The sequence below is a fragment of the Mycolicibacterium canariasense genome (assembly GCF_002101555.1).
GTDB classification, from domain to species: Bacteria; Actinomycetota; Actinomycetes; order Mycobacteriales; family Mycobacteriaceae; genus Mycobacterium; species Mycobacterium canariasense.
This window is the reverse complement of record NZ_LQOL01000003.1, coordinates 81,578-94,081: the sequence shown is the minus strand read 5'-3', so window position 1 is coordinate 94,081 and position 12,504 is coordinate 81,578. Positions and strand designations below refer to the sequence as shown.

Genomic DNA, 12,504 nt, shown 5'->3' with positions numbered 1-12,504 from the left:
ACCCCGCCGGCGGACTGTCTGACCCCGGCTAGCCTCCGCTGTTCGGGCTGCTGTGCCTCATCGACACCCGCACCCGGGGTGAGTGCCCCAGGTTTCGACCGCACCGTGCCGGGTAGTCCGGGCGGCATGGGACTACAAGTGACCGAAGTACAGAAATGCCTGTCCGGCTTCGACTATCCCGGCTCGGCGGAGGACCTGGCCCGGCACGCCGAACAGCACGGCGCCGGCGACGAATTGGTGCAAAGCCTCAAGGGATTGGCGAAGGACAGTTTCGACGGACCGAGCGCGGTGATGCAGGCCCTGGGCGACGAGGGCGCGCTCGGCGGCTCCACCGGCTGACGGCCAGGCTGCACCGATGGCCGAGCTGGTATGCGACGCGATCGTCGGGCGTCTGCGCGAGTGGGGAGTGAAACGGATCTACGGCTACGCCGGCGACGGCGTCAACCCGATCCTCGGGGCGCTGCAACGCAGGAGCGATCCCGAGTTCGTCTCCACCAGGCACGAAGAACTCGCCGCGTTCGCGGCATGCGGACATGCGAAATTCAGTGGCGGAGTGGGTGTTTGCATCGCCACCCAAGGCCCCGGCGCCATCCACCTGCTGGCCGGCCTGTACGACGCCAAGCTGGACCGCAGGCCCGTGGTAGCAATCGTCGGGCAAGTGATCTCCACTGCACTGGGCAGCGGCTACCTGCAGGAGGTGGACCTGCACGTGCTGTTCAAGGATGTCTGCGGCCAGTACGTGCAGACCGTGTTCGCGCCCGAGCAAGCCCTGATGGCGGTGGACAACGCTCTGCGTACCGCGGCCGCCACCTCCACCCCGACCTGTCTCATCGTGCCGCACGACGTGCAGCAGGCACAGATGCCCGAGGAGCCGCAGCACAGTCACGGCATCGTGGCGTCGGCACCCGTCACCGGACACGCCCGGCTCGCCCGCCCCACCGACGACGAGTTGCGCCGGGCCGCCGAAGTCATCGACGCGGGCGAGAGGGTGGCCGTGCTGGTCGGCCGGGGTGCGGCCGGGGCGGAAGCCGAGATCGCCGCGCTGGTGGACACTGCGGGAGCCGGCGTTGCGTGCTCCCTGCTCGGAAAACCCGTGCTGGACGAGGACGCCCCGTGGCACACCGGCGTGATGGGGCATCTGGGCACCGATGCCAGTGCCCAGCTGATGGCGAACTGCGACACTCTCGTCGTCATCGGATCCAACGACCCGTGGACCGAGTTCTATCCCGCGCCGGATCAAGCCCGCGCGGTGCAGATCGACATCCAGCCCCGCGTGATCGGATCGAAGTATCCGGTCGAGGTGCCGGTGGTGGGGAGCGCTCGGGACACGCTGGCGGCCCTGACGCCGCGACTCACCCGCAAGCCCGACCGCGGCTGGCATGACGCGGTGGTGCGGTGGAAACGCGCCTGGCAGGACACGGCGTGGCAACGCGCCAGCGCACCGACACCGCATGCCAACCCGGAGTTGGTGATCCGCACCTTGTCTCGGCATCTGCCGCGCAACGCCAGACTCGCGGTGGACGTCGGGTCGGTGACGTATTGGTACGCGCGGCATCTGCGCCTGCCGCCCGGCGTTCCGGCGCATGTGTCGGGTTATCTCGCGTCGATGGGGTGTGCCATGCCCTACGGACTGGCAGCCAAGCTCGACGCACCGGACCGTCCGGTGGCAGCGCTGGTCGGTGATGGCGCCATGCAGATGAGCGGACTTCTCGACCTGATCTCCGTGGCCGACCGCTGGCGCGATTGGATGGATCCGCGCTTCGTGATCCTGGTGTTGCACAACGGCGACCTGGCCGAAGTGTCCTGGGAACAGCGCGAGATGGAGGGCAATCCGAGATTCCCAGCCTCCCAACGTGTTCCGTCGTTTCCGTATGCCGGTTACGCCGAACTGCTGGGCCTGGCCAGTGCACGGGTCACCGAATCGGCCCAGGTGTCCTCGGCATGGCAGCAGGCATTCGCCGCCGACCGGCCCTTCGTGTTGGAGGCGGTGGTCGACGCGTCGACTCCGATGTTGCCGCCGCAGCTGCCGAAGGCTACCGAAGGTCGGATTATCTCGGCCCTGGAACGGGAAACCGATGGGGCGTGTGCACAACAGCGCGTCCGGCAGGAGAGCGCCAACCGGTACACCCACTGATATGGAGTATGTGATGCCCAACGAACTGCAAGGCCGCAAGATCGCCATCCTCGCCGCCGACGGTGTCGAGAAGGTGGAACTGGAGGTGCCACGCGCCGCTGTCACGGATGCCGGCGGCCGAGCCGACCTGTTGTCGGTGAAACCCGGTGAGATCCAAGCCCGCAACCACGATCTGGAGCCGGCCGGGACATTCCCGGTGGACGGCACCGTGGCCGACGCGGCCGTCGACGACTACGACGCGCTGATCCTGCCCGGCGGCACCGTCAACCCGGACAAGTTGCGCCTGGATTCGGCGGCCGTGGCCTTCGTCAGGGATTTCGTGCGGTCGGGCAAGCCGGTCGCAGCGATCTGCCACGGACCGTGGACGTTGGTGGAAGCCGGCGTCGTCCGGGATCGGACCCTGACCTCGTACCCGAGCATCCGCACCGACCTGCGCAATGCCGGGGCGACCGTCGTCGATCAGTCGGTCTGCATCGACGGCAACCTGATCACCAGCCGCTCACCGGAGGACCTGCCGGCGTTCTGCCAGGCGATCACCGATCAGTTCGCCGCGGTGAAGGCACACACCTAGAGCACCTTCTCGAAGACGTGGGCGCCGATTTCCTCGGCCGGTAGCGACGGATCGTAAAGCGGCCGGTATCCGGTGGACAGGTAGAGGCCCACGGCTTCCGGCTGGCGCGGTCCGGTGGTCAGGCACACCTTCCGATAGCCGCGCTCGCGGGCGATGCGCTCCAGCTCGGCGACCACCAGCTTGCCGTAGCCGCGTCCGCGGTGCGCCGACGAGGTCCAGATCCGTTTGAGTTCTGCCGTGTGGGCGTCGTGGCGTCGAAACGCTCCCCCGGCAACCGGGATCCCGTCGGACACCCCGACGATGAGCACACCGTTGGGTGGGTCGAACTCCTGCGCCGGGTAGGCCCGCATATCGGCGTATTCGGTACCGCTGAGGTCCCCGTAGCGCGCGGTGTACTCGCGGGCGAGCTCGTCCAGCAAGGGCTGCGCCAGTGGGTCGCTCTGCGCCACGGCGATGAATTCGACGGTCCCGGCTTGTTTCACGATGCCGTTATACAAGGCCACACATGCGCACAGGGGCACCCGGTAGGGGTGCCCCTGTGCGCCAGGTCTGATCCGATCAACGGCCGTTGCCGAAGACCGACGTCACCTGACCGGTGGTGGCGTGCTGCTGGATATCGTGCACCCACTCGTGGTGGGTGATATCGGCCTGTGCGGGGGCGGCCAAGGCCACGACGGCGGCGGCGAATCCGGAGGCGATGATGCTGGCAAAACCGAACTTCTTCATTTGAGTGCCCTTCTGGCTGGTGCTCTGCTGACTTCTGACACCCATAACGCACTGGTCAGCCCGGTAATTCCGATGGCAGCAATTGACCGCCGGTTGGCAGGAAACGATGCTCGGAGCCCAGTGGCGGCCGCACTGTCAGCAAACGGCGCAGTGGCACCGGGAATTATCCGGATCGTTATCGTCGTTTACCTCAATTGTCACACGGGTATCTTTGGTAACAGCACCGGAGATCGGTGCACCCGTCCACGAGAAAGAGCCGAATGGGTCATCACAATGAACACCGTCCTGTACTTCAGCGTCAATGGCGCCGTATATGAAACCCGTGCCTACACCCAGGCCGATATCACCCAACTCGTCCATGACCAGGGCCTGCAGAGTCTGACCAGCGCCGATCGGCAATTCGACTTCTGGTTCAGCCCGACGTCGCGCCGGTGCCAGCGCAGCGTCAACCGCCGTGCTACCGAATTACTCTTGGCAACAACATCTTTCGACGCGAAGACGGTCCCCCTGTTGCGCGGGTGCATCGTGGTGGCCACCCACGACGCCGACGGCGACCTCGACGGTCTGAGCTGGGCGCAGCTTGAGCTGCTGGCCCACAAGAACCGCAATGTGAGCGCCAGGGACCAGCGCATCCTGAGCCGCCGCATCGCGCGCGACCGACGTCGCCTGCGCCGCTCCAGCACAGCCGACCAGGCCCCCCGCACGCCCGCGCCGCAGGCCACCTCCAGTCACGCCGGGTGATCGGCGAGGCGTAACCCGCGCGCGGCCGGTATCAGTGGGCACGCCCCCGGGTATGGATCGGGGGACGCAAGCGAGAACCACCGATCCGCCCGGCAGAGGGAGCCACCGCCATGTCCGTTACCACCGCGCCCCGGCCGGCCGCCGATCAGCCGTCGGCCACCGCGGCGGCTGACGGCAGGCAGCGCAACCTCATCTTCCTAGCGGTCGTGCTGGGGATGCTGCTGGCCGCCCTCGACCAGACCATCGTCGCCACGGCGCTGCCCACCGTCGTCGCCGACCTCGGTGGTGCCGGCCACCAGGCCTGGGTCGTCACCAGTTACCTGCTGGCCTCCACCATCGTCACCGCGGTGGTCGGCAAACTGGGCGACATCTTCGGCCGCAAGAAGGTGTTCCAGGTCGCCGTGCTGCTGTTCCTGGCCGGCTCGGTGCTCTGCAGTCTGGCGCAGTCGATGGGAATGCTGGTCGCGTCCCGGGCGCTGCAGGGCCTCGGCGGTGGCGCCATCACGGTGACGGCGGTCGCGGTCATCGGCGAGGTCATCCCGCTGCGCGATCGCGGTCGCTATCAGGGCGCCCTGGGCGCGGTGTTCGGTGTCACCACCGTCGTCGGGCCGCTGCTCGGCGGCCTGTTCACCGATCATCTGACGTGGCGCTGGGCGTTCTGGGTGAACGTCCCGGTCGCCGTCGTGGTCATCGCGATCGCCGCCGTGGCGATTCCCGAACTGAACCGCACCGCGCGGCCGGTCTTGGACTACGCGGGCATCGTGCTCATCGGTATCGGTGCGGCCGGGTTGACGTTGGCGACCAGTTGGGGTGGCACCACCTACGCCTGGGGGTCGCCGACCGTCATCGCTCTCTTCGTCGGCTCGACGGCGGCGCTGGTCGCGTTCGTCGCCGCCGAACGCCGGGCCGCCGAGCCGATTCTGCCCATCCGGCTCTTCGCCAATCCGGTCTTCACGGTGTGCTGTGTGCTCTCCTTCGTGGTCGGGTTCGCGATGCTGGGGGCCCTCACCTTCCTGCCGACCTACATGCAGTTCGTCGACGGTGTGTCAGCCACCATGTCCGGCTTGCGGACACTTCCCATGGTCGCCGGCCTGCTCGTGACGTCGCTGGGCAGCGGCGTGATCGTCGGCCGGACCGGGCGGTACAAGATCTTCCCCATCGCCGGAACCGCGATCATGGCACTGGGATTCGTCTTGCTGTCCCGGATGGGCCCCGACACCTCGGCGCCGGTGCAATCGCTGTACCTACTGGTGCTGGGCATCGGGATCGGGCTGAGCATGCAGGTGCTCATCCTGGTCGTGCAGAACACCGTCGACTTCACCGATCTCGGCGTGGCGACCTCGGGCGTCACCTTCTTCCGGACCATCGGCAGCTCGTTCGGAGCCGCGATCTTCGGCTCCATGTTCGCCAACTTCCTGGACGACAAGCTGCCGGCGGCCATGGCCCGCAGTGGCGCACCGCCGCAGGCCGCCACCGCACCCCAAGTGCTGCACCAGCTTCCGCACGATCTCGCCGCACCGATCATCGACGCCTACGCCGATTCGCTCAGCCGGGTGTTCCTGTACGCGGCGCCGGTCGCCCTCGTCGGGTTCGTCCTGGCGCTGTTCCTCAAACAGGTGCCACTACGCGATACGGCTGCCAGCGGCAGCACCGACCTGGGGGAGGGGTTCGGCATGCCGACCATCGAACCGCCCGAAAAACTTCTCGAAGTCGCCATCGGCCGGTTACTGCACCGCAGCCAGGGTGTCGACCTGGAGGCCCTGGCGCATTCGCCGCGCAGTCACGTGGACACCGCGGCGCTGTGGGCGCTGATCCAGATCTACCGGCACGCCGCGGTGACCGGGACCGCGAATCTGCTCGACATCGCCGACGAGCGACGGGTGCCGCGCCAGATCCTTGAACCCACCTTCGGCCGTCTGGTCGCCACCGGTTACGCCACCCGTGCCGGGGATGCGTTCACCCTCACCCCGGCGGGCGCCGCAGAGATCAACACCGCCCGCGACCTGATATCCGGTTGGATCACCGAAACCCTGGCTCGCTCATCGGAATTCCAGGGCCGGCCGGATCGGATGCAGGTACAGGGGGCACTGGACCGGATCGCCCGCGGCGTGCTGCTGGAGCGCGACGCCGCGGCAGACGAAACCCGCCCGCTCAAGCTCGGCGCCGGCCACCGCCCGCCTGGGGCTCCGACGAGGTCTGCCCGGAACGCCCCGGCAGAGCCGCCCACCCGGCCGTTCCGCGCCCGGGGCTGAACATCAACCGCGACTGGCGATCACGCGTTCGGCAATGTCCACCACCCGAGCGTTGCTCTCCTGCGACAGCCGCCGGATCATGTCGAAAGCCCGCACATCGTCGACGTTGTAGCGCTCCATGATGATGCCCTTGGCCTGACCGATGCGGTCTCTGCTGGCCAACGCCGACTGCAACTGCTCGCCTTGACGGTGCGCCAGGATCGCCGCGGCGGCGTGCGCGGCCAGCACACTACCGGTCGTGCGGGCATCTTCGTCCCACGCCTGAGGCTCGAACCCGAACAGGTTGAGCGCACCGGCGGTGCGATCGGCGGTGTAGAGCCGAAACGACATCCCGCTGAGCACCCCGATCTTCACGGCGGCCGCCGAGTACGCCGGCCAGCGGGTCTCGGTGCGGAAATCATCGGTGCGCACCATGATGTCCTCCACCGCCGCGGCCAGGCATGGTCCTTCGTCGAACAACCGCTGCAGCTGATCCAGTTCGTGCGGCAGGTCCGAGGTGGTGGCATGCGATTCGAACTTTCCGCCCGGCGCTATCAACAAGATGCCGGCGGTGTCCACACCCGGGATCAACTCCACCGCCGCGCTGGTGACGTGGGAAAGGATCTCGTCGGTGCTGGTCGGGACCGCGACGGCGCGAGCCAGCTCACCCATACGGGCAGCCAGCGCTCGGCCGTGCAAGTCGGACATGTCCCAAAGGGTGCCCCGGGGCACGCGGAACGAAACGAGGCGTTTGGCCGGCGGTGGTGACGGCTATGCCCTGGTGGTGGCCGATGATGCGGTGCGGTCGCCGACCGGCCGAACGTCGAGCCCTTCGGTGCTCGCTCGAGAAAGGGTGCCTGCCATGCCTGCAGAGGAAGTTGACAGCGTGCTGACCGTCAAGCGCGATACCTCGGCCACCCGCAGTCGGGTGTGGGAGGTCGTCGCCGACGGCTGGACCTATTCGCAGTGGGTGGTGGGCAACAGCCGGATGCGGGCGGTCGACCCGAGTTGGCCGGCCGTCGGCAGCACCATCGAGCACTCCATCGGGGTGTGGCCGCTGTTGCTCGACGACATCACGGTGGTGCAGGAGTGCCGGCCGCTGGAGGAACTGGTCTTGCTGGCCAAGGGCCGCCCCCTGGGCAAGGCACGAATCACGCTGCGACTCTTCGATATCGACGACGGTTGTCGCATCGAGATGGCCGAGACCCCGGTGGGGGCACCCATGGGATGGGTGCCGCACCGGTTGGCGCTGCTGGCCGTCGTCCCGCGCAACCGGGAATGCATCCGGCGCCTGGCCGCCCTCGCCGAACGCCGCACACCCGACGATGCCGGATGACACCCGAGACCGCCGAGGAACCCGGGCAGGCACTGCCCGCCACCAAGCTGCGGCGCAGCATCACCGGCCCGCTGCTGTTCCTGTTCATCCTCGGTGATGTGCTGGGTGCCGGGGTGTACGCGTTGATGGGCGTGCTGTCGGAGAAGGTCGGCGGGGCGCTGTGGGCCCCGCTGCTGGGCGCACTCGTGCTGGCCTTGCTGACCGCCGGCTCCTATGCCGAACTGGTCACCAAGTATCCGAAGGCCGGCGGCGCCGCCGTGTTCGCCGAACGGGCCTTCGGGCGGCCGCTGGTGTCGTTCCTCGTCGGCTTCTGCATGCTCGCGGCCGGGGTGACCAGTGCCGCCGGCCTGGCGCTGGCCTTCGCCGGGGATTACCTGCGCACCTTCATCGACGTGCCGAGCGTGCCGGCCGCCATCATGTTCCTGCTGCTGATCGCCGCGCTCAACGCCCGTGGCATCAGCGAATCGGTCAAGAGCAACGTCGCAATGACGGTGGTGGAACTCAGTGGTCTGCTCATCGTGGTCGTCGCCGGGGCGGTGGTACTCGGCGGCGGTCGCGGCGACCCCGGCCGGCTGACCCAGTTCCCCGAAGGAACCACGCCGGCGCTGGCCATCCTCAGCGGGGCGATCATCGCCTACTACTCCTTCGTCGGGTTCGAGACGTCGGCGAATGTCGCCGAGGAGATCCGTAATCCGGCCAAGGTGTATCCGTCGGCACTCTTCGGCGCGCTGATCACCGCCGGGGTGGTGTATGTGCTGGTGGGTATCGCCGCCGCGGCCGTGCTCGCCCCCGACCGGCTGGCCGGATCGACCGGCCCGCTGCTCGACGTCGTGGCGGCGTCCGGGCTGGGTGTCCCGGACCGGGTGTTCAGCGCGATCGCCCTGGTGGCCGTCGCCAACGGCGCCCTGTTGACCATGATCATGGCCAGCAGGCTGGCCTTTGGGATGGGCGAGCACGGCCTGCTGCCGGCCGTCCTGACCCGGGTGCTGCCCGAACGCCGCACGCCGTGGGTGGCGATCCTGTCCACCACCGCGGTGGCCATCCTGCTCACCATCATCGGAACGCTGTCCACCCTGGCCGAAACGGTGGTCCTGCTGTTGTTGTTCGTCTTCATCAGCACCAACGTCGCGGTGCTGGTGCTGCGGCGGGACACCGTGGCACACGAGCACTTCCGGGTGTGGACGCCGGTTCCCGTGCTCGGGGTGGCCTCCTGTGTGTTGTTGATGTGCCGGCAGAGCGCCCAGGTGTGGCTGTTCGCCGGGATGCTGTTGGCGGTCGGTGCGGCGCTGTTCCTGCTCGGCCACGCACGACTCGGTCTCACCGGGCCGACCCATCCACCGGAGCGCCGGTGACGAATCCCTCGGTGCGCAACGGCAAGGACACGGCGGAGGGCGATCACGTGCAAGAACTGGTGGTGCTTCTCGGTGAGGACGGCCATCCGATCGGCACCGCTCCCAAAGAGCAGGTACACCACACCAACACGCCCCTGCACCTGGCCTTCTCCTGTTATCTGTTCGACGACGCCGGAGCGGTGCTGCTGACCAGGCGTGCGCTGCACAAGAAGACCTTCCCCGGCGTCTGGACCAACTCGTGTTGCGGGCATCCGGCACCCGGCGAGGGCACCGAGGCGGCGGTGCGGCGCCGGGTGCGCGAGGAGTTGCGCCTGGATATCGACGAATTGAGTTGTGTACTACCCGATTTCCGGTACCGAGCCACCGCCGCGGACGGTGTCGTGGAGAACGAGATATGTCCGGTCTACTTCGGCCGGGTGGCCGGTCCGGTACGACCGGACCCCGCCGAGGTCATGGAGCACGTCTGGGTCCAGTGGGACGAGCTGCGCGCCGCCGCCCGGCTGCCGTGGGCCATCAGCCCGTGGGCGGCCGCCCAGATCCCCCTCCTGGACTCCCTGCATCTGGTGGCGTTTCGCTGACCCCGAGCGGGTACTCCACACGAGGCGACGCCGTGCGATCCCGGATGTCGACCGCAGGGGCAGGGGGCCAGACATGAATCGCTCATCCGGCGACGTTGTGATCCCGGACACATCGGCGTGCGTTCACCCGTCCTTGCGGGGATGCGCGCCGAATCCCTGGACGCACCACGGATACGAGGAGCTCATTGGCTGAGTACAGGCACCCCACCATGGTCGACACCCGGCCCGGGCCCACGGCCGGAGATTCGTCATGTGCTTGGCGCGCGCCGTTGTGCGCGCAGCTGCGCGACGAACTGTCGGACTTCCTGTCCGGGCATTGCACCGACCAGCTGCGGGGCGCGCATGTCGACATCGCCGGCGATGTCCTGCGCACCCTGACCCACGGTGGCAAGTTCGTTCGGAGCACCTTCATGTATCTGGGCTGGACCTGCGGGACCGCCGGCTGGGCACCATCGGCTCCCGCGGTTCGGGCCTGCGCCAGTCTTGAGCTGCTGCACGCCTTCGCCCTGCTGCAGGACGACGTCATGGATTCGGCGCAGCTGCGCCGCGGGCACCCCGCCGCCCACGTGGCATTCGGTCGTTGGCACCGCGAGCGCGGACTGGGTGGTGAGTCCGACCGGTTCGGCGAATCGGCCGCGGTGCTGCTCGGTGATCTGTGTCTGGTGTGGGCCGAGCAGATGTTGCGGACCAGCGGTCTCGACCACGGCGTGCTGGCCCGAGTCTGGCCGCGTTACGACATGATGCGCACCGAACTGGCGGTCGGGCAGTTCGCCGACCTGGTCAACGACTCCTGCACCTTGCCGTCGCTGGACGATGTGCTCGACGTGCTCCGGCGCAAGTCCGGCAACTACACCGTGCGCAGACCGCTCGAGCTCGGCGCGGCGATGGCCGGCTGCGGGCCCGCCGTCGTCGAGGCCCTCGGCGCCTACGGCGGCGCCATCGGCGAGGCCTTCCAGCTACGCGACGACGTGCTCGGGGTGGCGGGCAGCGTCACCGAGACCGGCAAGCCGACGCATACCGACCTGGCCGACCGCAAGGCCACCAGTGTGGTGGTGGCTGCCCACCTGCTCGCCGAGCCGGCGGTGCGCCGGGAACTGACCGAACTGATGACCACTGGCCGGCTGGAGCCCGGTGACATCGACCGGTGGCGCACGCTCATCCACGCCAGCGGCGCGCTGGCCTGGATCGAGAACCTCATCGCCGAACGGCTGGAGGACGCGCTGAGCCGCCTGGACCGTCCGGACATCCCGCATGACTCACGTTCCGCCCTCATCGACATGGCCACGTTCTGCACGGAAAGGCTTGCCTGATGCGTTCTGTGAAGGGTCGCACCGATCACGTCGTCATCGTCGGCGCCGGATTGTCCGGGTTGTCGGCGGCGCTGCACCTGGCCGGCCGCGGCCGACGGGTCACGGTGCTGGAGCGGGACCCGGCGCCGGGCGGACGGATGGGCCGTGGGGATATCGCCGGGTATTCGCTCGACACCGGGCCGACCGTCTTGACGATGCCCGAGATCATCGATGAAGCCCTTGGGGCGGTAGGTGATTCGCTGCCGGCGCGGGTGGACCTCGCGCCCTTGCATCCGGCCTACCAGGCGCGCTTCGCCGACGGCAGCGAGCTGGCGGTGCACACCGAACCGGAGGCGATGGCCGCCGAGATCGAGCGGTTCGCCGGGCCGACCGAAGCCGCGGGCTATGTGCGGATGCGGGCCTGGCTGACGGCGTTGTACAAGGCGGAGTTCGACGGCTTCATCTCGGCCAACTTCGACTCCCCGCTGTCCCTGTTGACACCGCAGTTGGCCCGGCTCGCCGCACTCGGCGGTTTCCGGCGGTGGGAGCGCATGATCCGCCGTTATCTGAAGGACGAGCGGCTGCTGCGGGTCTTCACCTTCCAGGCGCTCTACGCCGGCGTGCCGCCACACAGCGCGCTGGCCGCCTACGCGGTGATCGCCTACATGGACACCGTGGCCGGGGTCTACTTCCCCCGTGGCGGAATGCGGGCGATCCCCGACGCGATGGCGGCAGCCGCGGCGGCCGCCGGTGTCGAATTCCGTTACGGCGCCGAGGTCGATCGCCTGGAACGCAGCGGGTCCCGCGTCACCGCGGTGCTCACCGAAGACGGCACCCGGGTGCCCGCCGATGCCGTGGTGCTGACCACCGAACTACCCACCACCTACCACCTGCTGGGCCGCAGTCCGCGGCGACTGACGGCATTGCGGCCCGCGCCGTCGGCGGTGGTCGCCCACGTCGGGTGCCGCGCCGGGACAGCCGTCGCGGGCCATCACACGATCGTGTTCGGCGACGCATGGCAGCGGACGTTCGACGAGATCATCAACCAGGGCCGGGTGATGGGCGATCCCTCACTGTTGGTCACCCGTCCGACGGCGAGCGACCCCACCCTGGCACCGCCGGGCCGAGACCTGCTGTACGTGTTGGCGCCGGCGCCGAATACCCAAGTGGGACGGATCGATTGGGATGCCACGTCGTCGGCGTACGTCGAGCACATGCTCGACACCGTTCGGTCTCGGGTGCCCGGGCTCGGTGCGGACGCCGAGATCCTGGATGTCGTCAGCCCCGCCGACTGGGCGCGGCGCGGCATGCTCGCGGGCACACCGTTCGCGCTGGCACACACCTTCGGCCAGACCGGACCGTTCCGACCGGCCAACACGGTGCGCGGGATAGAGAACGTCGTACTCGCCGGCTCGTCGACCGTTCCCGGGGTCGGTGTCCCCACCGCGGTGATCTCCGGCCGACTGGCCGCCGACCGGATCACCGGCGTGACCGCGTCGTCCGCGCCGAGGGACGACAGCACGATGAGCGGGATTCGATGATGAGC

The 12,504-nt window shown here is 68.5% G+C and carries 13 protein-coding genes; 10 read left to right on the top strand and 3 right to left on the bottom strand.

Going from position 1 to position 12,504, the window contains the following annotated elements; all coding sequences use genetic code 11:
* Nucleotides 1-138 precede the first annotated feature (138 nt).
* Genes AWB94_RS00765 through AWB94_RS00755 form a run of 3 tightly spaced genes read left to right on the top strand, consistent with a single transcriptional unit; the run spans nt 139 to nt 2,705 of the window.
* Nucleotides 139-339, top strand: a complete 201-nt coding sequence (locus tag AWB94_RS00765) for a DUF2795 domain-containing protein (RefSeq protein WP_234811557.1) — start codon at nt 139-141, stop codon at nt 337-339.
* A 16-nt stretch (nt 340-355) separates the two neighbouring features.
* Nucleotides 356-2,134 carry a thiamine pyrophosphate-requiring protein gene (locus tag AWB94_RS00760; RefSeq protein ID WP_062655251.1) on the top strand — a complete coding sequence of 593 codons (1,779 nt, stop codon included), beginning with the start codon at nt 356-358 and terminating at the stop codon, nt 2,132-2,134.
* 13 nt (nt 2,135-2,147) lie between these two features.
* Complete coding sequence (locus tag AWB94_RS00755; RefSeq protein WP_062655304.1) at nt 2,148-2,705, top strand: type 1 glutamine amidotransferase domain-containing protein; 558 nt, start codon at nt 2,148-2,150, stop codon at nt 2,703-2,705.
* On the opposite strand, the gene AWB94_RS00750 is transcribed toward AWB94_RS00755, so the two are convergent.
* Both AWB94_RS00750 and AWB94_RS00745 read right to left on the bottom strand, forming a co-directional pair.
* A complete protein-coding gene (locus tag AWB94_RS00750; RefSeq protein ID WP_062655305.1) occupies nt 2,702-3,190 on the bottom strand; it encodes a GNAT family N-acetyltransferase in 489 nt (162 codons plus the stop codon). The two genes, AWB94_RS00755 and AWB94_RS00750, sit on opposite strands and share 4 nt — an antisense overlap.
* A 73-nt stretch (nt 3,191-3,263) precedes the next feature.
* On the bottom strand, nt 3,264-3,431 hold the full coding sequence (locus AWB94_RS00745) for a hypothetical protein (protein WP_109762020.1): 168 nt from the start codon (nt 3,429-3,431) through the stop codon (nt 3,264-3,266).
* Between the two features lie 273 nt (nt 3,432-3,704).
* Here AWB94_RS00745 and AWB94_RS00740 point away from each other — a divergent pair, with 273 nt between their 5' ends.
* Both AWB94_RS00740 and AWB94_RS00735 read left to right on the top strand, forming a co-directional pair.
* A complete protein-coding gene (locus tag AWB94_RS00740; protein WP_062655249.1) occupies nt 3,705-4,172 on the top strand; it encodes a hypothetical protein in 468 nt (155 codons plus the stop codon).
* A gap of 110 nt (nt 4,173-4,282) precedes the next feature.
* A complete protein-coding gene (locus AWB94_RS00735; protein WP_062655248.1) occupies nt 4,283-6,424 on the top strand; it encodes an MDR family MFS transporter in 2,142 nt (713 codons plus the stop codon).
* A 3-nt stretch (nt 6,425-6,427) separates the two neighbouring features.
* Here AWB94_RS00735 and AWB94_RS00730 read toward each other — a convergent pair whose 3' ends face one another.
* Nucleotides 6,428-7,111, bottom strand: coding sequence for a GAF and ANTAR domain-containing protein (locus AWB94_RS00730; protein WP_062655247.1), 684 nt, complete (start codon nt 7,109-7,111; stop codon nt 6,428-6,430).
* A gap of 154 nt (nt 7,112-7,265) precedes the next feature.
* Between AWB94_RS00730 and AWB94_RS00725 the strand changes: the two genes are divergently transcribed.
* The 5 genes from AWB94_RS00725 (at nt 7,266) to crtI (ending at nt 12,499) form a co-directional block, all read left to right on the top strand.
* Nucleotides 7,266-7,739 carry an SRPBCC family protein gene (locus AWB94_RS00725; RefSeq protein ID WP_062655246.1) on the top strand — a complete coding sequence of 158 codons (474 nt, stop codon included), beginning with the start codon at nt 7,266-7,268 and terminating at the stop codon, nt 7,737-7,739.
* Nucleotides 7,736-9,091: an APC family permease gene (locus AWB94_RS00720; protein ID WP_062655245.1), complete on the top strand. Its 1,356-nt coding sequence runs from the start codon at nt 7,736-7,738 to the stop codon at nt 9,089-9,091. Before AWB94_RS00725 ends, AWB94_RS00720 begins: the two co-directional genes overlap by 4 nt.
* Nucleotides 9,088-9,669: an isopentenyl-diphosphate Delta-isomerase gene (idi, locus tag AWB94_RS00715; RefSeq protein ID WP_234811556.1), complete on the top strand. Its 582-nt coding sequence runs from the start codon at nt 9,088-9,090 to the stop codon at nt 9,667-9,669. The genes AWB94_RS00720 and idi overlap by 4 nt, the downstream gene beginning before the upstream one ends.
* 209 nt (nt 9,670-9,878) lie before the next feature.
* A complete protein-coding gene (locus AWB94_RS00710) occupies nt 9,879-10,979 on the top strand; it encodes a polyprenyl synthetase family protein (RefSeq protein WP_062655244.1) in 1,101 nt (366 codons plus the stop codon).
* Nucleotides 10,979-12,499, top strand: a complete 1,521-nt coding sequence (gene crtI, locus AWB94_RS00705) for a phytoene desaturase family protein (RefSeq protein ID WP_062655243.1) — start codon at nt 10,979-10,981, stop codon at nt 12,497-12,499. Before AWB94_RS00710 ends, crtI begins: the two co-directional genes overlap by 1 nt.
* The last annotated feature ends 5 nt before the right edge of the window (nt 12,500-12,504 follow it).

Coding starts and splice junctions, on each gene's coding strand:
- AWB94_RS00760 (WP_062655251.1), top strand. CDS start 356: ATGGCCGAGCTGGTATGCGACGCGATCGTCGGGCGTCTGCGCGAGTGG.
- AWB94_RS00720 (WP_062655245.1), top strand. CDS start 7,736: ATGACACCCGAGACCGCCGAGGAACCCGGGCAGGCACTGCCCGCCACC.
- AWB94_RS00735 (WP_062655248.1), top strand. CDS start 4,283: ATGTCCGTTACCACCGCGCCCCGGCCGGCCGCCGATCAGCCGTCGGCC.
- crtI (WP_062655243.1), top strand. CDS start 10,979: ATGCGTTCTGTGAAGGGTCGCACCGATCACGTCGTCATCGTCGGCGCC.
- AWB94_RS00745 (WP_109762020.1), bottom strand. CDS start 3,431: ATGAAGAAGTTCGGTTTTGCCAGCATCATCGCCTCCGGATTCGCCGCC.
- AWB94_RS00740 (WP_062655249.1), top strand. CDS start 3,705: ATGAACACCGTCCTGTACTTCAGCGTCAATGGCGCCGTATATGAAACC.
- AWB94_RS00755 (WP_062655304.1), top strand. CDS start 2,148: ATGCCCAACGAACTGCAAGGCCGCAAGATCGCCATCCTCGCCGCCGAC.
- AWB94_RS00730 (WP_062655247.1), bottom strand. CDS start 7,111: ATGTCCGACTTGCACGGCCGAGCGCTGGCTGCCCGTATGGGTGAGCTG.
- AWB94_RS00710 (WP_062655244.1), top strand. CDS start 9,879: ATGGTCGACACCCGGCCCGGGCCCACGGCCGGAGATTCGTCATGTGCT.
- AWB94_RS00725 (WP_062655246.1), top strand. CDS start 7,266: ATGCCTGCAGAGGAAGTTGACAGCGTGCTGACCGTCAAGCGCGATACC.